Annotated in this window: 14 protein-coding genes; 12 read left to right on the forward strand and 2 right to left on the reverse strand. The window is 42.2% G+C overall.

Annotated elements, in window-relative coordinates:
- The first annotated feature begins 5 nt into the window (after positions 1-5).
- From AAC147_RS16660 to der, 12 genes are all read left to right on the forward strand, one after another.
- The gene (locus tag AAC147_RS16660) at positions 6-5,057 is read left to right on the forward strand and encodes an alpha-2-macroglobulin (RefSeq protein WP_047683068.1); all 5,052 of its coding nucleotides are present in this window, start codon (positions 6-8) and stop codon (positions 5,055-5,057) included.
- A 144-nt stretch (positions 5,058-5,201) separates the two neighbouring features.
- Positions 5,202-7,523, forward strand: a complete 2,322-nt coding sequence (gene pbpC, locus AAC147_RS16665; RefSeq protein WP_047683127.1) for a peptidoglycan glycosyltransferase PbpC — start codon at positions 5,202-5,204, stop codon at positions 7,521-7,523.
- Between the two features lie 199 nt (positions 7,524-7,722).
- Complete coding sequence (locus AAC147_RS16670) at positions 7,723-8,049, forward strand: hypothetical protein (RefSeq protein WP_231571464.1); 327 nt, start codon at positions 7,723-7,725, stop codon at positions 8,047-8,049.
- 422 nt (positions 8,050-8,471) lie between these two features.
- Positions 8,472-8,900, forward strand: a complete 429-nt coding sequence (gene ndk / locus AAC147_RS16675) for a nucleoside-diphosphate kinase (RefSeq protein WP_047683070.1) — start codon at positions 8,472-8,474, stop codon at positions 8,898-8,900.
- A 272-nt stretch (positions 8,901-9,172) separates the two neighbouring features.
- The gene (locus tag AAC147_RS16680; protein ID WP_047683072.1) at positions 9,173-10,351 is read left to right on the forward strand and encodes a bifunctional tRNA (adenosine(37)-C2)-methyltransferase TrmG/ribosomal RNA large subunit methyltransferase RlmN; all 1,179 of its coding nucleotides are present in this window, start codon (positions 9,173-9,175) and stop codon (positions 10,349-10,351) included.
- Positions 10,352-10,482: 131 nt separating this feature from the next.
- Entirely contained in the window at positions 10,483-10,839 is a 357-nt protein-coding gene (locus tag AAC147_RS16685) for a fimbrial assembly protein (protein ID WP_231571466.1), read from the forward strand.
- Between the two features lie 158 nt (positions 10,840-10,997).
- A complete protein-coding gene (rodZ, locus tag AAC147_RS16690) occupies positions 10,998-12,092 on the forward strand; it encodes a cytoskeleton protein RodZ (protein ID WP_047683076.1) in 1,095 nt (364 codons plus the stop codon).
- A 134-nt stretch (positions 12,093-12,226) separates the two neighbouring features.
- The gene (gene ispG / locus AAC147_RS16695) at positions 12,227-13,348 is read left to right on the forward strand and encodes a flavodoxin-dependent (E)-4-hydroxy-3-methylbut-2-enyl-diphosphate synthase (protein WP_047683079.1); all 1,122 of its coding nucleotides are present in this window, start codon (positions 12,227-12,229) and stop codon (positions 13,346-13,348) included.
- An 83-nt stretch (positions 13,349-13,431) separates the two neighbouring features.
- Positions 13,432-14,709, forward strand: coding sequence for a histidine--tRNA ligase (hisS, locus tag AAC147_RS16700; RefSeq protein ID WP_047683081.1), 1,278 nt, complete (start codon positions 13,432-13,434; stop codon positions 14,707-14,709).
- A gap of 11 nt (positions 14,710-14,720) precedes the next feature.
- Positions 14,721-15,341 carry a YfgM family protein gene (locus tag AAC147_RS16705; RefSeq protein WP_047683083.1) on the forward strand — a complete coding sequence of 207 codons (621 nt, stop codon included), beginning with the start codon at positions 14,721-14,723 and terminating at the stop codon, positions 15,339-15,341.
- 14 nt (positions 15,342-15,355) lie between these two features.
- Entirely contained in the window at positions 15,356-16,528 is a 1,173-nt protein-coding gene (gene bamB, locus AAC147_RS16710) for an outer membrane protein assembly factor BamB (protein WP_047683085.1), read from the forward strand.
- A 261-nt stretch (positions 16,529-16,789) separates the two neighbouring features.
- Positions 16,790-18,283 carry a ribosome biogenesis GTPase Der gene (der, locus tag AAC147_RS16715; protein WP_047683087.1) on the forward strand — a complete coding sequence of 498 codons (1,494 nt, stop codon included), beginning with the start codon at positions 16,790-16,792 and terminating at the stop codon, positions 18,281-18,283.
- 121 nt (positions 18,284-18,404) lie between these two features.
- Here the strand turns inward: der and AAC147_RS16720 are convergent, their stop codons facing one another.
- Complete coding sequence (locus AAC147_RS16720; RefSeq protein ID WP_047683089.1) at positions 18,405-18,602, reverse strand: protealysin propeptide domain-containing protein; 198 nt, start codon at positions 18,600-18,602, stop codon at positions 18,405-18,407.
- A 330-nt stretch (positions 18,603-18,932) separates the two neighbouring features.
- Entirely contained in the window at positions 18,933-19,979 is a 1,047-nt protein-coding gene (locus AAC147_RS16725; protein ID WP_047683091.1) for a M4 family metallopeptidase, read from the reverse strand.
- Positions 19,980-20,170: the final 191 nt, after the last annotated feature.

The following is a 20,170-nucleotide window of genomic DNA, read 5'->3' on the forward strand; positions in this document are numbered from 1 at the left end:
AGGTTATGCGTCAATATCAACTGAGGCAATGGGCAGCAAGGAGAAAGCGCTTCATCACATTAATGATTGCTACATTGTTTGCATTTTTTGCGCTATGTGCCTTATCTGGATGTGATCAATCCCAGGACAATGAAAATACGGGAAAATCAGAAAAACCAACAATTTCAACGGCACAAAGAACAACTGATACTGCAAAACGAGAACTTCAATCACCTGTACCTCAATTACCACAAGAGCGTTATGCGGGTAAAGATGTCACTATCTTAGATGCTTCAGAGTTGCAGTTGGATGGTGCCAATGCAATGGTTGTGACATTTTCTGTTCCTTTGCAGATTGACCAGAATTTTTCTCAGAAAGTCCATTTGGTTGATGTGAAATCCGGAAAATTGGATGGTGCCTGGGAACTGTCTGATAACCAGATGGAGTTAAGGCTCCGTCATTTACCGCCTGATCGTGAGTTGCAGTTATCGGTTGATGAAGGTTTAAAAGGTATTAATGAGCGTCAACTGGTAAGTTCCTATGAGAAAAAATTCCAGACTGCTCCCATTAAACCTACCGTTGGTTTTGCCAGCAAAGGGGTACTTCTACCGAGTAAGACCGCAGAAGGTTTACCTGTTTTGGCACTCAATGTTGATCAGGTTGATGTCAATTTTTTTCGCATCAAAGAGACATCATTACCTGAATTCATCGCCGATTGGCAATACCGCAGCAGTATGGAGTATTGGGATTCTGAAAATTTCCTAAAGCGTGCTGACTTAGTTTATACCGGGCGTTTTGACCTGAATCCGGCACCTAATACTCGTGAAAAACTATTATTGCCACTGAATGATATTAAAGTATTGCAAAAAAGTGGTGTTTATCTGGCTGTTATGCAGCAGGCCGGAAAATATACTTATAGTAATCCTAGTATGTTATTTACGCTGAGTGATATTGGCGTCTCAATGCACAGCTATCTAAATCGGATAGATGTTTTTGCACAATCATTGGAACAAGGTTCCAGCCTGAAAGGTGTTGAAATTCGTTTGCTGGATGACAAGGGACAGCTTCTATCAAAAAACACGACAGACAATAATGGTCACGCTACGCTGGAAAAAAATGCCAAGGCAAAATTATTGTTGGCTATCCAGGGTGATCAAACCAGTATGATCGATTTGTCATATCCTGCGTTGGACCTGTCTGAGTTTGATATTGGCGGCATGCAAGGGTATAGCAAGCAGTTTTTTGTGTTTGGCCCAAGGGATCTTTATCGTCCTGGAGAAACGCTGATTGTGAATGGTTTGTTGCGCGATGCTGATGGCCGTTCGTTGAAGCCCCAACCTGTAAAAGTTGATGTATTGAAAGCGGATAATCAGGTTGTGCGCCGTTTTGTCTGGCAACCTGAAAATGGACTCTATCAATATCGTTACCCAATCCCACAAACTGCAGAAACAGGCATGTGGTCATTGCGTTTTGATTTAGGTGACAACATTCCTCGTTATTACAAATTTAATGTGGAAGACTTTATGCCTGAACGTATGGCATTGGAAATTGAGGGAAATGATGGAAATAGACCAGTATTGAAAAATAAAAGTGTTAATTTTGCCGTAACTGGTCGTTACCTCTATGGAGCGCCAGCAGTTGAGAACCGGCTGCAAGGCCAATTGTTTATGCGCCCAGCTCGTGATGCGGTGGCGAAATTATCAGGGTATGAGTTTGGCTCCTCGAAAGAAGAGGGGTTGAGCAGAACTCTGGATGAGTTCGACTTGACGTTAAATAGTGAAGGAAAAACAGTCATTTCTGTCAGTGATGATAATTGGAAATATGTAACATCGCCGGTAAACGTTATCGTACAGGCCAGCTTGCTAGAATCTGGTGGGCGTCCGGTGACACGTCGTGCTGAGCAAGCTGTTTGGCCTGCTGACAAGCTGGTTGGCATACGTCCGCTCTTTAATAAAAAATCTATTTATAATTACCGTACAGGTCGTGATGAAAATCGCTATAACGTTGATGAAAACTCGTTGGCAGAGTTTGACATCGTTTATGCGGATGCTGATGGTAAGAAATATGCCACAAATGATTTGAGAGCTCGCCTGATATATGAACGCAGGGATTATTACTGGCGTTGGTCAGACAGTAATGGTTGGGATTCAGGATATGACCAGAAAGATTTGGTGATGGTAGATGAGCTTGTCCAACTTGCGGAAAATAGTACAGCAAAAATCAGTTTCCCGGTTGAATGGGGTTCTTACCGCATTGAAATAGTGGATCAGAAAAATCAGCTTGTAACCAGCCTGAACTTCTGGGCAGGTTATTCATGGCAGGATAATACAGATGGAACAGGTGCAATCCGCCCGGATCAAGTCAAACTCTCATTGGATAAACCCGCGTATAAACCAGGCGATAAAGTAAAATTGCATATGCTTGCACCACAGGCAGGTAAAGGCTATTTACTGCTGGAATCCAGTGATGGCCCGTTGTGGTGGCAGGAAATTGATGTTCCGGCACAAGGTCTGGATATTGATGTACCCATTAATTCATTGTGGGCTCGCCATGACTTGTATCTGACTGCGGTTGTTATACGGCCGGAAGATAAAAATCGTCAGGCAACATCGAAACGGGCAATTGGTGTATTGCATCTGCCGTTGATGGACGAAGGGCGTAAGCTGAATCTGACACTGAGTGCACCAGATAAAATACGCCCGAATCAGGATGTTAAAATCAAAATCAAGGCAACACTTCAGAAGGGCAAAGATCAATCAGCAAGTAAGGAATTACCAAAGCAAGTTTATGTTCTGCTTTCTGCTGCTGATTCAGGTGTACTCAGTATTACTAACCTTAAGACTCCAGATCCTTATGAAGCATTCTTCGGGCGTAAACGTTATAGCGTTGATCAATATGATGTTTATGGCCATTTAATTGAAACTGAAGGACGTAAAGCAAACTTACGCTTTGGTGGCGATGGTGATGAAAATACTCTCGAAAGGGGAGGCAAAAAACCACTGACAGAAGTCAATATTATTGCCGCGCAAGCTAAACCAATTAGCTTGAATGCTAATGGAGAAGGTGAAATTACCTTACCTATTCCTGATTTTAATGGTGAACTTCGATTGATGGCACAAGTATGGAGTGATAACGAGTTCGGATACAGTGAGCGTAAAGTTACAGTCGCTGCTCCGGTTGTTAGCCAGATGTCATTACCTCGTTTCATGGCAGGCGGCGATCAATCTCAGTTGGCATTGGATCTCACCAACTTAACTGAACAACCGCAAGTACTGACGCTCAATTTCACTACAACTGGATTGATAAAGTTAGAAAATCCAGTAAGTAGAAAAATTATTTTGGAAACAGGAAAACGAACGACTATTCAAATTCCGGTCAAAGCGGATCATGGGTTTGGACAGGGGGAAATTTTCCTGACAATTGATGGATTGAATGTACCCGACGAAAAACTGCAACAGTATACAAGTAGCTGGAAAATTGCGGTTCGCCCGGCATATCCTGCTGCAACCATACAGTTTGATAATGTTATCCGACAAGGCGAAGAGTGGCAGTTACTACAAGACGCTATCAAGGATTTGATACCAGAAACACTGGAGGGGCAGCTCCTACTGACCAGCAGGCCACCACTGCAAATCGCACGTTATATTCGCGAATTATATGCTTACCCATATGGATGTTTGGAGCAGACGATTAGTGGGCTTTATCCATCACTTTACTCCAATGAAGCTGAACTGAAAAAATTGGGTATCAATACACAAAATGACGAAAAACGGCGAGCAGCCATTGATGCAGGGATTACTCACTTGCTGAGCATGCAGCGTCATGATGGCAGCTTCTCGTTATGGGATCGTAATGGCGAGGAAGAGTTCTGGCTGACGGCGTATGCGGCAGATTTCTTATTCCGTGCCAATCAGCAAGGTTACAGCATTCCGGCTGATGCCCTGAAGACTGCCAATAACCGGCTTTTGCGTTACTTGCAGGATAAAAATATTATTAATGATCGTTACAGCCGTTCACGCAGTGAAACACAATTTTCTGTACAGGCATATGCGGGGTTGGTTTTGGCAAGCCAGCAAAAAGCACCATTAAGTGGTTTAAGGCAACTCTATGAACAACGAGGACGGGCTGGTAACGGTTTATCCCTGGTACAATTGGGGATCGCGCTGAAAATGATGGGGGATGACACCCGTGGTAATGAAGCGATTCGTTCTGGTGTGAATAAATCCCGTCAATCCGGTTACGGATTGCATGATTATGGTAGTACAATCCGTGACAACGCCTTGATTGTTGCTCTATTGACTGAAAACAAGATAATGTTAAATGAGCGTGATAAAAAACTATTCGTTTTATCTAATGAGTTATCGGCACATCGTTACTTCTCTACACAGGAAAGCAATGCCATCTATCTGTCTGGGCGCTATTTTATTGATGCTAGCGAGCCGTCCTGGAAGGCGGTCATTAGTCAGCAAATACCACCGATTAACCGTGATAGCGCATTAAATGAAGCATTGACTGCGAAACAGATCCTGAAAGGTATTGAAATCAGTAACCGTGGTGAGAGTACATTGTATTCACGTCTGAGTGTGGTGGGTTATCCATTTCAGGCACCAAAACCTTATTCAAACATTCTGAATATCAAGCGTACCTATCTTGATTTGAATGGTGAAAATTATTACCCGGATCGCCTGAAAAGTGGTGAAATGATGGTCGTGAAATTAGAAATCAGTGCGACAGAACCTGTATCGGATGCCCTGGTCGTCGATTTATTGCCTGCCGGGTTGGAAATTGAGAACCAAAATCTGGCGCATAGCAGTGCGAGCCTGAGTGAAAGCGCTACTGCTTTGCAAAAGGGTATTAACGATATGCAGATGGCGAATATTCGTCATATCGAATACCGCGATGATCGCTTTGTTGCTGCTGTTTCCGTTGAGCCTTATCGACCAGTCACCTTGCTCTATTTAGCCCGCGCAGTTGCACCGGGGGTTTATCAGGTGCCAGCACCACAAGTTGAATCTATGTATGTGCCGATTTGGCGAGCTGTGGGTGAAACAGAGAAAAGGCTGGAGGTTGTGCGTTAATCACAAATCAGCCCTTATCTCCGATGAAATCCCTGGGTACATACCCAATAAATTTCAGTTGCTTTGTCGCCAACTTTGTCGCCAACAAAGAGGCAACTCGAAAGATGAAGGACATAAGGGCTGAATTTTATGGATACAGCTTTAATGATAAGATTCTTGCGCCGTATTTATCTGATCCCTCTGATAATTTTACTGATTTTGCCTCCCTCCTTATGGCTGGCTGATAAAATTTGGCCTCTGCCATTAAAAAACGTCAAAATGGCGCGCGTTGTCATCGGAGCAGATGGTTCACCACTATGGCGTTTTGCTGATAATGAAGGAGTCTGGCGATATCCCGTTACTTTGTCGCAAGTTTCTCCTGAATATATTCAGGCTTTGCTAGCCTATGAAGATCGTTGGTTTTACAAGCATCCTGGAATTAATCCCATTTCATTATTGCGAGCAGCTTGGCAGGATATACGTGCCGAAAAGATTGTATCAGGAGGCAGTACTATCTCCATGCAGGTTGCCCGTTTGATAGATCCCCATCCACGTACTGTTGCAGGAAAATTGAAACAGATTTGGCGCACTCTGCAATTAGAGTGGCATTATTCCAAAGATGAAATTTTGCAGATGTATTTAAACCGGGCACCATTTGGTGGCACATTGCAAGGCGTTGGAGCAGCAAGTTGGGCATATCTGGGAAAGCCGCCATCAAATCTTTCATCTGGTGAGGCGGCATTACTGGCTGTATTGCCACAAGCACCGAGTCGTTTAAGGCCGGATCGCTATCCGGAACGGGCTCAGGCTGCTCGTAATAAGGTTTTGCAGCGATTGAAACGATATGGCGTTTGGTCAGCAGAAAAAGTAGCAGATATAGCCGGGGAAAATCTATGGCTTGCTCCCCGTCAGGTTCCTCAGCTTGCTCCATTACTGGCAAGGAGAATGGTACAGGAAAATCAACAGGAAGTGATACAAACTACCATCGATACAGGATTGCAGCGTCAATTAGAAGATTTGGTGCTCAACTGGAAGTATCAACTGGCGGAAAAAACGTCTGTTGGCGTACTGGTGGTTGATCATACGGATATGACAGTTAAGGCTTACATTGGTTCGGTAGACTTTCAAGATAACAGTCGCTTCGGCCATGTCGATATGGTCAGTGCGTGGCGTTCTCCGGGGTCTACACTAAAGCCTTTTTTGTATGCAATGGCGCTGGATGATGGATTAATCCACGCTGAATCTCTTTTGCAAGATGTTCCCCGTCGTTTTGATGATTATCGGCCGGGAAACTTCGATAGTGGGTTTAATGGGCCGGTTAGTGCCAGCGAAGCACTGGTACGTTCATTGAATTTACCTGCGGTACAGCTTCTTGAAGCGTATGGTGCTAAAAGGTTTACTGCTAATTTGCGCAATGTAGGTATGGTATTGCGTTTTCCATTGGGCAGTGAACCGAATCTGGCATTGATACTCGGTGGGACATCAGTTCGTATGGATCAACTGGTTTCTGTTTATAGTGCTTTTGCCCGTCAGGGGAAAGTTTCTTCGTTGCGCTTTACCCCACAGCAAAATATCCAGGACAGACAACTGCTTACGGCAGGTGCTGCCTGGATTGTCAGAAGAATTATGGCGGGAGAGCGTCGCCCATTGCCGGATAGTGTGCTGCCTGCTGAAGTACCTTTAGCATGGAAAACAGGCACCAGTTATGGTTATCGCGATGCGTGGGCTATTGGCCTGAATGCTCGTTACACCATAGGAGTTTGGGCAGGAAGGCCGGATGGAACGCCAGTGGTAGGGCAATTTGGCTATGCTACAGCGATACCTATCATGAACCAGATTAATGGATTACTCATGAGAAATTTGCATTATGGCTCTCAGTATATTCCTGCTGATCCGAGGCCGGAAAGTGTCAGTCAGGCAGTTATCTGTTGGCCAGGTGGTGTACTTAAGAGAGAGGATAATAATTGCCGTCAGCGCCATTTGAGTTGGGTGTTGGATAATACGATCCCACCAACATTGCTGGCGTCGGAGCAGGAATCTATTTCAGGTATCAATGAACGAATATGGATAGATAAAACTGGTATGCGTGTTGCTTCTGATTGCCCTGATGCCAGACCTGAAACAATAGCTTTGTGGCCGATTGCATTGGAAGCATGGTTACCAGAAAAAGAGCGGCGTTTAAATCGATTGCCAGTAATTAATCCTCAATGTCCTCCGATGAAAATGATAGATGAAGCACCATTACTGATTGTGGGTATCCGTGAGGGCGATGTTCTAAAACGCATTCCGGGGAAAAAGACGCTGGATTTGCGAATAGCAACACAAGGTGGTAGTGGGCAACAATGGTGGTTTTTGAATGGTGAGCAAGTTGCCATAACTGAAAATGACCAGCAGTGGGTTAAAGCCTTATCTCATCCGGGGAAATATCAACTTAGTGTTTTAGATTTGAGCGGACAAATCAGTATAATCAATTTTGTGTTGAAGTAATTGGGTAATGGCTTGTGATATTGAATAAATATTCTACTATAAACATGAAGTTATCAGTGATTTTGGTTTTTTAAATAATTTTATTGTTGCTTTGCTTCTATTGTTCTGTATTGAAAATATTGGAATTTAAAGTTGGTTAGTCAATAAGTTTCAATCTACTTATAGATGTTATGTCAAGTTCCCCAGTGAGGAAATAAAGATGAAAATATTTTCATATGCTGCAATGTTGGGGTTATTTTATGCTCCACTCTCTTTGGCTGATACGCCAACCAAAGAGATTAGCAATAAAATAGCAAATAAAGAATCCGTGAATCCTGGTGCATTGAAAAAATGTACATATTTATTGCCCGAAGGGCATAAATATACCTTTAGCATTATTGTTACATCTGATAAGACAACGAAAGACAGTAATGAACAATTTAAAGGGAAATTTGAAGTTTCTGATGAAACTAAGAAACCATTGGATGAGAAAAGACAAGAGCAACTCAAACCTTTTATTCAATGCGTGAAAGATACCATTTTGTAATTGATGCAGTATAAGAACGTGATATAAAACGTTAATTTAATGATCTTGATCAGAATGCCTGTGTGGGAACTTATCGCCTATATAGGCATTATTTTATAAGATGTACGGGTAAGGGGGTGTGAATTGATGGAAGAATCGGATATACAAAATTCCGGGTTAGTACTGAAAACAGGTTCATCTCACATTGTCTTAAACTGAGTTATACAGTGAAAATGTGATTTGTGCTAAAGAATTATAATTTTCGCTAAGAAGATTTTAATAAAATGTTGTGTTTCTTATAGGCAAGCAGAAAGTCTCCTCCTATAATCAACGCCTATTTTTATTCCTGTTGGGAAAACAGGAAAAATTCTCTCCTTCTGTCTTGTCAGAGGGAATTAAAAATTAAAATGAGTCATCGCTGAAAGTGCCAAAGAGGTTATCCAATGACGATTGAACGTACTTTTTCCATTATTAAGCCTAATGCTGTGAAGAAAGATGTTATCGGTTCCATCTATGCTCGTTTTGAAAGTGCTGGTTTTAAAATCATCGCGGCTAAAATGTTGCATTTAACACGTGAACAAGCAGAAGGTTTTTATGCTGAGCACAAAGGCCGCCCTTTCTTTGACGGCTTGGTAGAATTCATGACATCTGGTCCAATCATGGTGCAGGTTCTGGAAGGTGAAAATGCAGTTCAGCGTCACCGTGACCTGATGGGAGCAACTAACCCGGACAATGCTCTGGCGGGTACTCTGCGTGCAGATTATGCAGATAGCTTTACTGAAAATGCAGTTCACGGTTCAGACTCTATGGAATCTGCAAATCGTGAAATTGCTTATTTCTTCAGTGATGATGAAGTTTTCCCTCGCTATTAAAGGGATACTTTCAGTTACTCGTAGCATCTGTACAATAAAGTTTGTACAATACGGCGCCCCGTTGATGTGATTTAGCGGGGCGTTTATTATTTTATACCTATATGAAAGGTATATCTCATATATCAATTTACGCTAAATACATCTTTTTGAATATATTACTGGAGTATATTCTTTAAAACAGTGTCTATTGAATTGGCAGTCACCGCATGAAAACTTAGTGCTGAAATAGAATCAGCACAGAGCCGAAAGTGTAATAACGAGGCGATGTAACAATGTCCCAACTTAACGCAACCGTACAATCTTCAACTTCCGCTGCATCTTTCACACCAGATAAGCAAACCGGTAAAATTAATCTGCTCGATCTCAATCGTAAACAGATGCGTCAGTTTTTTATTGAAATGGGGGAAAAACCTTTTCGTGCCGATCAGGTCATGAAATGGATTTACCACTATTGTTATGACGATTTTGAGCAAATGACAGACATCAACAAAGTGCTCAGAGCAAAACTACAACAAGTTGCTGAAATCAGAGCACCTGAAGTTGCGGAAGAACAGCGCTCTTCGGATGGGACTATCAAATGGGCGATTACTGTTGGTGACCAACAGGTTGAAACGGTTTATATCCCAGAAGATGATCGCGCAACACTGTGTGTCTCATCTCAGGTCGGGTGTGCTTTAGAATGTAAATTTTGCTCCACTGCGCAGCAGGGATTTAACCGCAATCTGCGGGTTTCTGAAATCATTGGTCAAGTTTGGCGTGCTGCTAAAATTATTGGTTCGCTGAAATCCAGTGGCCGCCGTCCAATCACCAATGTGGTTATGATGGGGATGGGAGAACCGCTGCTCAACTTAAACAACGTTGTGCCAGCTATGGAAATCATGATGGATGATTTTGGTTTTGGTCTGTCAAAACGTCGTGTCACTCTATCAACATCAGGTGTAGTACCTGCATTGGACAAATTGGGTGATATGATTGACGTTGCATTGGCAATTTCTCTTCATGCACCGACTGACGATATTCGTGACGAAATTGTCCCAATTAACCGCAAGTACAATATTGAAGAGTTTCTGGCTGGTGTCCGTCGTTATTTGACGAAATCCAATGCTAACCAGGGCCGGGTGACGGTGGAATATGTAATGCTTGACCATGTCAATGACAGTGTGGAACAAGCACACCAATTGGCAGAATGCCTGAAAGATACTCCAAGCAAGATCAATTTAATTCCATGGAACCCATTTCCTGGCGCACCTTATGGACGTAGTTCCAACAGCCGAATTGATCGTTTTGCGAAGGTCTTGATGGGGTATGGTTTTACCACCATTGTGCGTAAAACAAGGGGAGATGATATTGATGCTGCCTGTGGACAGCTTGCTGGTGAAGTCATTGATAGAACAAAACGGACGTTGAAAAAACGTCTCACAGGTGAACCAATTCAGGTAAAAACAGTCTAATTTTCTGTTTAATATCGGTAAATGGCTAAAAATTTGGCGAAGTTTGACATATTCTGATAAATGAAAAAAATAGTATGATACGGAAATCAATAATTTGGTCTATAGTTTGTTGTAGCTTGATGGCTGGCTGTGTGGCGCATTCTCAACGTCGTGCACATCAAGTTGTTGCGGTAGATACTCGGTTACAGCTAGGGAAGGCGTATTTGGCAGAACGGAATTTACCGGCTGCCAAATTTCATTTTGAAAAAATTCTGCTGGTGGAGCCTCGTCATCCAGAAGCGCATCTGGGGATAGCACTGCATGAACAATATGCAGGCAGGCCTGAATCTGCTGACCGGTATTATAGAATGGCAATGCAGTACGCGACGGGAAATGATACTGTAGTACGCCATTATTCCGTTTTTCTCTGTGAACAAAAGCGGTACGAAGAAGCTAAAAAGTTGGCCACGGAAAATAACACAACCTTATGTTATTGCAGTCAATGTTGATTACAATAATACTGATTTTAATCAGTAGGTTGTGACAAATGATTTTCTGTGTTCGACGCAGTATGAAATGATTTCGCTACACAAATTAAGTTGGATGTTATATCAAACTTAATTTGTGTAAATACTTTAAACCTGAACAGTACCAGTGTCCTTAGATAATGAAGACTGAAACTTATCCAGAAGAAGCCAATCTGACTGCAGGTCAGATCTTGCGTCAGGCTCGTGAAAAACTTGAGCTTTCTCAGCAAACTGTGGCAGATCGCTTGTGTCTTAAAGTGTCCACTGTTCGTGATATCGAAGAAGATAATGTCCCCGCTAATATCGTACCGACATTCTTCCGCGGTTATGTTCGTGCCTATGCGAAACTTGTCCAAGTACCTGAATCTGAGCTTTTAACCAAGCTGGATGCACAAATGCCGAATAAGGCAGTAAAAACTTCTCCGATGCAGAGCTTCTCTGCCCAAAAAATACGTAAAAAGCGTGATGGCTGGCTGATGAAGGTAACATGGTTTGTAATAATCATATTACTGGGAATGACCGGCCTGTGGTGGTGGCAGAATTATAAGGTACAACAAAAAGAACTGGCTTCCATGACAGAGCAAACGGAAGCACAGTTACAAGCTGGTAATGTATTATCTGGTGCGAACTCTGCGCCCGCCAACGCACCGTCTTCAACAGGAAAAAATACGCTTGTACCGTCAAATGATGCAGCTACCAACAGCAATGTTCAATCATCTTCCAGTGCTTCTGCGCCTGTAGCAACTGAGTCTAAAATTGTTCCATTATCGGGTAATCAACCCGCTGTGAATAATGTCTCCAGCAATACTGTATCTGATAACATTATTTCCGCTGACACTACTTCCGCTAACACCGTTGTCACGAACGTTGCTTCTACAAATCGGGGGATTTCTACAAACCAAGGTATAGAGAAGGCAGCATCAGCAACGGGTACAGCATCACATTCTGTTGTTAGTTCTCCATCAACAGATATGAGCCGGATCAGTGCAATGAACAGCAATGAACTGGTCATTAACTTTACCGGTGAATGTTGGTTAGATATTAAAGATGCCAAAGGTAAGAAACTGTTTAGCGGCACTAAAAATAGGGGCGATAGCCTAAAATTGTCAGGCACTTTACCTTACTCGCTACATATTGGTGCACCAGCTCAGGTTAATATAGAGTTTCAAGGGAACCATGTGAATCTGGATGAGTTTATTAAGAAAGGTTCTTCTGCCAGACTGACATTGCCATAAACGGATTCGTAGTTTGGGTGAATGTTTTTGGTGAATGTTGAACTGGGGTTCAGGTTCGCCTGCGTGTATTATTCATCACAGCATGTTGTAATTTTTATAAGCAAAATACAGGGATGTAGGGGAGTAATGTAAAAATGCATAATGAATCACCGATAAAAAGACGTAAATCCACACGTATCTATGTTGGTAGTGTACCCATTGGGGATAATGCACCAATTGCGGTGCAGTCAATGACTAACACACGAACAACGGATATTGAAGCGACAGTCAATCAGATCAAATCGCTGGAGCGTGTAGGCGTTGATATTGTCCGTGTTTCGGTTCCAACCATGGATGCAGCGGAAGCCTTCAAATCCATTAAACAGAAGTCCAATGTTCCGCTGATTGCTGACATCCATTTTGATTACCGTATTGCATTGAAAGTTGCAGAATATGGTGTTGATTGTCTGCGTATTAATCCCGGTAATATTGGTAATGAGGAACGTATTCGTCAGGTTGTAGATTGTGCCCGTCATAATAATATACCTATCCGTATTGGGGTGAATGGTGGCTCTTTAGAAAAAGATTTACAGGAAAAATATGGAGAGCCAACACCGGAAGCTCTGGTTGAATCCGCTATGCGCCATGTCGATATTCTTGACCGTCTGAACTTTGATCAGTTCAAAGTTAGTGTTAAGGCATCTGACGTGTTTCTGGCAGTCGGAGCTTACCGCTTGCTGGCGCAAAAAATTGATCAACCTCTGCATTTGGGTATTACAGAAGCCGGAGGTGCTCGTGCTGGTGCAGTGAAATCTTCAATTGGTTTGGGCATTCTGTTATCCGAAGGGATTGGTGATACCTTACGCATCTCTTTGGCTGCTGATCCGGTGGAAGAAGTTAAAGTCGGCTTCGATATGCTGAAAGCATTACGTATTCGTTCAAGAGGCATCAACTTTATTGCTTGTCCGACGTGTTCCCGTCAGGAGTTCGATGTTATCGGTACTGTGAATGCGCTTGAACAACGTCTTGAGGATTTGATCACACCAATGGATGTTTCCATCATTGGTTGTGTTGTAAATGGCCCCGGAGAAGCTGAAGTCTCAACATTGGGTGTGACAGGCGCAAAAACAAAAAGCGGTTTTTATGAAGATGGTATTCGCCAAAAAGAGCGTCTCGACAATAACAATTTGATTGACCAGCTTGAAGCGAAAATCCGAGCCAAAGCAACTATTCTTGATGTCAATAACCGGATTAGCATTAATCAGCTTGATAAATAAGATACCAATGCCGACTCTGATAACATGAGTCGGTATTGTTTTGTTTGCTGATTGAACTTAGAAATATTAATAAGAGATAAAACATGGCAAAAAATATTCCGGCAATTCGTGGTATGAACGATTGCCTCCCTGCTGAAACAGCCATCTGGCAACGTGTTGAGTCTACTGTGAAACGTGTGTTGGCTGGTTATGGTTTCAGTGAAATTAGAACACCGATTGTAGAGCAGACCCCGTTATTCAAACGCGCAATTGGGGAAGTTACTGATGTTGTCGAAAAAGAGATGTACACATTCGATGATCGTAATGGAGAAAGTTTGACTTTGCGCCCGGAAAATACCGCAGGCTGTGTGCGTGCCGGTATTCAACATGGTCTGCTGTACAATCAGGAACAACGTTTATGGTACATTGGCCCAATGTTTCGCTATGAACGTCCACAAAAGGGTCGTTATCGTCAATTTCATCAATTGGGTGCAGAAGTGTTTGGTCTGCAAGGGCCGGATATTGACGCTGAAATGATCCTGATGACTGCACGTTGGTGGCGTGAGTTGGGGATTGCTGAGCATGTGTCACTCGAATTGAACTCGATTGGTTCTCTGGAAGCGCGGGCAAACTATCGTGAAGCACTGGTCGCATTCCTTGAGCAGTATAAAGAGAAACTGGACGAAGATTGTCTGCGCCGCATGTACACAAATCCATTGCGTGTGCTGGATTCTAAAAATCCTGACATTCAGGCTCTTCTTAATGACGCACCTGCCCTGTTTGATTACCTTGATGCCGAATCAAAAGAGCACTTTGCTGGCCTGTGCCAGATTCTGGACGCTGTGGGTATTCAATATCGTATCAACCAGCGTTTGGTCCGTGGTCTTGACTATTACAACCGTACGGTCTTTGAATGGGTAACTTCTGCATTGGGCGCGCAAGGCACGGTTTGTGCGGGAGGGCGCTACGATGGATTGGTTGAACAACTGGGCGGAAAACCAACACCTGCAGTAGGTTTTGCAATGGGGATGGAGCGTATGATCCTGTTGGTTCAGGAAGTGAATCCTGAATTTGTTGCAGATCTCGCTGTTGCAGATGTTTATCTCTCTTCCTTTGGTGAAGGTAGCCAACAGGCAGCATTGATTCTGGCGGAGAAAATCCGTAATGAGTTGCCTGAATTACGCCTGATGAGCAATCATGGTGGTGGTAACTTCAAGAAGCAATTGGGACGTGCAGGTAAGTATGGTGCCAAAATTGCTTTACTCCTCGGAGAAGATGAAATTAGTACAGGTAATGTCACCGTGAAAGATTTACGTAATGGTGAGCAACAAACATTGCCACAACAAGCGATCGCAGTACGTTTGAGCGAACTGTTAGGCTAAGGAGAGACTCTGTGGAAGCCTATACCACTGAAACTGAACAAGTTGATGCAATAAAGCGTTTTTTTGTCAACAACGGTAAGTACATTGCTGTTGGCTTAGTATTGGGGATTGGGGCAATTGTTGGTTGGCGTTACTGGCAATCTCATCAAACAAACCAGCTACAGGATACAGCGGTACAATTCGAACAACTGAACAAATCACTGGCATCGGGTTCGAAAGAAAGCATGACTGCCGTAGAGAAATTCGCGAATGAAACGAATAACATCTACGGAGTGATGACGGATATGGAATTAGCAAAACACGCTGCTGATAAAAATGATTTGGCACAGGCAGAAAAATATTTGCTGGTGGCTGCAGGTAAAGCGAAAGATCAGAATATGGTGGACTTGTCCAATATTCGTCTGGCACGGGTTCAGTTAGCAGAAGATAAAACTGACGCTGCATTGAAAACCCTGGAGCAAGTTAAAAGTAAGGGATGGCAGTTAATCGCTGAGGATATCCGTGGTGATATTCTGGTGAAGAAAGGGAACATTAAAGGTGCGCGTGAGGCATACTCCAATGGGCTAAGCGCCCAAGGTTCTCAGGCTTTGAAATCAATGATTCAAATTAAATTAGATAACTTATCCAACTAAGGGAGCCAACTCTAATGCAACTGCGAAAAACACTCTTGGTTGGGCTGGTTGCTGCTGTTTTGCTGGCAGGTTGCTCAAATGAACAGGATACAGTAATAATGTCCCCACTGCCAAAGGTTGAAAACCAATTCAATCCGCGTGTTGTTTGGGACAAGTCGGTCGGCAATGGCGTTGGGCACTATTACTCTCATTTATCGCCGACCTGGCAAGGCTCAACAGTTTATGTTGCCGATCGTCATGGTATCGTTAAAGCATTTGAGATAGACAGTGGTAAAGAATTATGGTCAACGGATCTGTCTGAGAAAACAGGGTTGTTATCGTCTCGTCTGCCGGCGCTACTGTCCGGTGGTCTGACTGTATCGGGTGATCGTCTGTATATTGGTACAGAAAAAGCAAAAGTTATCGCGTTGGATTCCACAAACGGTAAGGTTGAGTGGGAATCTCAGGTTGCCGGTGAAGCATTATCTCATCCGGTCGTGAGTGATGGCCTTGTGTTAATCCATACTGGCAATGGTATGTTGCAGGCCCTGAATGAAAATGATGGCTCTGTTGCCTGGTCAATCAATATGGACACACCTTCGCTATCTGTCCGTGGTGAATCGGCACCTGCTATAGCATACGGCGCAGCAATTGTCGGCGGTGATAATGGTCGTATTAGTGCTGTCTTGCTTTCTCAGGGGCAGTTGATTTGGCAGCAGCGTATCTCTCAGGTGACAGGGGCAACTGAAATCGATCGTCTGAATGATGTTGATATGACCCCGGTCATTTCTGATAATGTCATCTATGCTATTGCGTATAATGGCAACTTAGTGGCGATGGATATGCGTTCCGGCCAGATTATTTGGAAGCGTGATCTGGGCTCTGTGAATGATATGGTTGTGACTGACAACAATATTTTCATTGTTGATCAGGATGATCGGATTTTATCTTTGCGCAAGAGTGATGGGGTAACAATCTGGTCTCAAAATAATCTGTTACACCGTAATCTGACTGCACCAGAAATGTATAATGGCTATTTGGTTGTAGGTGATGGAGAAGGTTACCTGCACTGGTTAAACATGGCTGATGGGCAATTTGTTGCTCAGCATAAAGTCGATAGTTCTGGCCTTTTGAGTCGCCCTGTGATTGCCAGTGATAAGCTGATGGTACAGGCGAAGGATGGAGCGGTTTACCTGTACACTCGCTGATAGGCTGATATACAGAAAACAGAAATAGAATTTGTTTTAATGCTATATACCAATAGATTTCAAGTTGCATCGCGATGGAAAGCAAAAGATGATTTGAAAAATGAAGGGGATAGCGATACTCACACGGCTCCTGTGCTGACAGGAGCCGTGTCGTCTTTTTAGTATCTTGCGGTTGTGAGAAGAAGATTTGGTAGTGACGAACTTCAAGTGGTTCTTTTTTGCAGGATATCGATTTAAATCTAGTCATGAGGCATCAAAAAAATGATACCTGTCGTTGCGCTGGTTGGGCGCCCTAATGTCGGAAAATCTACCTTATTTAATCGTCTAACCCGAACCAGAGATGCGTTGGTAGCGGATTTTCCCGGTTTAACCCGTGACCGTAAATATGGACGGGCGGAAGTTGAAGGGCAAGAATTTATCATCGTTGATACTGGTGGTATTGATGGAACGGAAGAGGGTGTAGAAACGCAAATGGCTACGCAATCTCTGATGGCAATCGAAGAAGCAGATATCGTTCTGTTTATGGTTGATGCCAGATCCGGGCTGATGCCTGCTGATCACGCAATTGCAAAACATTTGCGCAGCCGTGAAAAATCGACTTTCTTAGTTGCAAATAAAACTGATGGTATTGATATTGATATATCTATTGCCGAATTCTACTCTTTGGGATTAGGAGATATATATTCTATCGCGGCAGCTCATGGGCGTGGCGTGACTCAACTGATTGAGCGTGTATTGTTGCCATTTTCTGAGAAAGAAGAAGGCGCAGAAGACGTTGAGTTAACGGAAGAAGAAGCTAATGCCGCTTACTGGGCTGAAATGGAACAAGCTGAATTAGAGGCAGTGGTTGAAGCTGAACAGGAAGAGGATTTTGATCCGACAACATTGCCACTGAAACTGGCTATTGTTGGGCGTCCGAATGTGGGCAAATCCACGCTGACCAACCGGATTCTGGGGGAAGAACGAGTCGTTGTCTTTGATATGCCTGGAACAACCCGTGATAGCATCTATATCCCAATGGAGCGTGATGGTCGTGAATATATCCTGATTGACACAGCGGGAGTTCGTAAACGTGGTAAGGTGACAGAAGTGGTGGAAAAGTTCTCTGTCATTAAAACACTCCAGGCCATTGAAGATGCAAACGTTGTGCTGCTGGTGGTTGATGCGCGTGAAGGCATTTCTGATCAGGATCTTTCCCTGCTTGGTTTTATTCTCAATAGTGGCCGTTCCTTAGTTATTGCGGTTAATAAATGGGATGGTATGAGTCAGGCCGATAAAGATCACGTAAAAGATATGCTGGATTTGCGTTTAGGGTTTGTTGATTTTGCCCGTGTTCACTTTATTTCTGCATTACATGGCAGTGGCGTGGGTAACCTATTTGATTCGATTCTGGAAGCTTATGAAAGTGCGACTCGTCGCGTTAATACCTCCATGCTTACACGGATTATGCGTATGGCAGAAGAGGATCATCAGCCACCGATGATACGTGGGCGCAGGGTAAAAATGAAATACGCCCATGCCGGTGGATACAACCCGCCTATTGTTGTGATTCATGGTAATCAGGTGGCAGATTTACCTGATTCTTATAAGCGTTATTTAATGAATTATTTCCGTCGTTCTTTAAAAGTTATGGGTACGCCTATTCGTATTCAATTTAAAGAAGGGGCTAACCCTTATGCTGATAAGAAAAATACTTTAACTGCGTCACAGCTTCGTAAGCGTAAGCGTTTGATGGAGCATTTGAAAAAGCGGTAAATAATTAGATAAACATTAATAAAATAAAGAGCTAGAAAATAGCTCTTTATTTTAGAAAGTTACCAATAATAAATATCTGAGCTTATTATTTCTTAGTTTATGCTCTTTTAATGTTAGCTGATTAATTACTTTTCCCTTTATCAATTTGAAGTCTATCTTTTTTTCGTAACGGAGGATTTGTAGCTGATTGTTTCATTAAACTCTTAACATGATCTAATGTTTTTAGCACATGTTCTTTGTCATTCTCATCACAACTTTTCGCAATATGTTCCAGTAAATGGGGAGGAATTATACTGGGTTGATTTGTTACATTACACATAATATACCCAACTTGTTAGTTTGTTAGCCTGGTGTCTGTGGTCTATCTTTACTAGCTTAAATATTAGCCAAAATAACCACATCAGTCACTAACAAAAATGTAAATTTTTATCCTCTCATTTTATAAGTTGTGTGTGTGACAAATGGATGAAATATCTTGTGATATATTATTGAGAAAATTTATATAACTAAATCAGAAAATGACTAGGAAGATAAATTCAGTCAGCAAAGAGGTGATGGAAAAACATGATGATATAAGAGGCATAAAATATATGGGGATAAAAGCAGGGTTTTCCCTAACCCTCAGGTTAAAAATATTATTTTCTTATTGTCAACGAATAACACCTACTTGATTCCATGCGTCAGTAACAAGATTTGAAATGCTTTTGCCAAAGAGTTTGTATGCATTATCAACGGTTAATTTGGCGAAATCATTAAAATTTGCTTTATTAGATAATCGCCTGTCTGTTAGTGTCTCATACCAGATTTTACCTGCCCGCTCCCATGAATACCCTCCGAGCTCAACTGCCAGTAAGTAGAATGCTTTGTTTGGAATACCCGAATATTTATGAACACCACCATTATCATTTGACAAAGGAAGTTCCTGGTATTGATTCATGTGCCCAATCTGATCATCGTGTGAATATGCACTTCCCGGATGTTTAAATGAACGTAAAGCAATATTGGGATCATTATGAGGATTCATTTTAGGCCCGAATATCCCCTGACCTACCAGCCAATCAGATTCATTGGCTTTCTGGTTATTGGTAAATTGTTTTACCATCACACCAAATACATCTGAAATAGATTCATTAAGTGCACCAGATTGATAAGCATAATCGAGATCTGCTTCATATTGAGTGACACCATGTGTTAATTCATGAGCTGTGATATCAATACAAGATGTAAAACGATTAAAATACAATTTCATTCCATCACCAAAAACCATTTGGTTATTTGCCCAAAATGCATTTGCATAGCCTTCTAGATAATGTACTGTAGCAGCTAATTTGAGTCCCTTATTATCAATTGAATCACGACCAAAAATTTCTTTATAAAAATTATAAGTGTTACCGAGATGTTCGTAAGCTTCATTGACGGATATATCTTTGCTTTCAGAAGTGCCCTCAACCCGAACTATTTTGGTGCCTGGGTATACATCTGTGTTTTCGGCATTGTATATTGTTCTGTTCAATTTTTTATCAGAACCAGGGTTATATGTTAAAGATAAATGATCTATTGCAGCATAATTATTTATCAGATTGTAAGTATGATCTAAAGTTTTTAAGAGAGATGGCTTATCCTGTTCATCACAAATTTTAATAATATATTCAAATAGGGTTGGAGGAATAATGCTGTGTGTTTTATTTTTGCACATAATAATACCCCGATTTATTTTTTGAATGTTGTATATTTTTTGGGGCCCCATTTAAATTATTAGCCTAATTTACGGGGTTTTCTACTAACTAAGTGATTTTTTTCTCTTCTAAAATTATTAAATTATAAATATAAAAAAGGGCCGAAACAGGCCCTTTTTTTAATTTTATGATTAAATTGATATTAATTCAG

This window comes from Xenorhabdus sp. NBAII XenSa04 (genome assembly GCF_963866145.1).
Lineage (GTDB): Bacteria > Pseudomonadota > Gammaproteobacteria > Enterobacterales > Enterobacteriaceae > Xenorhabdus > Xenorhabdus indica.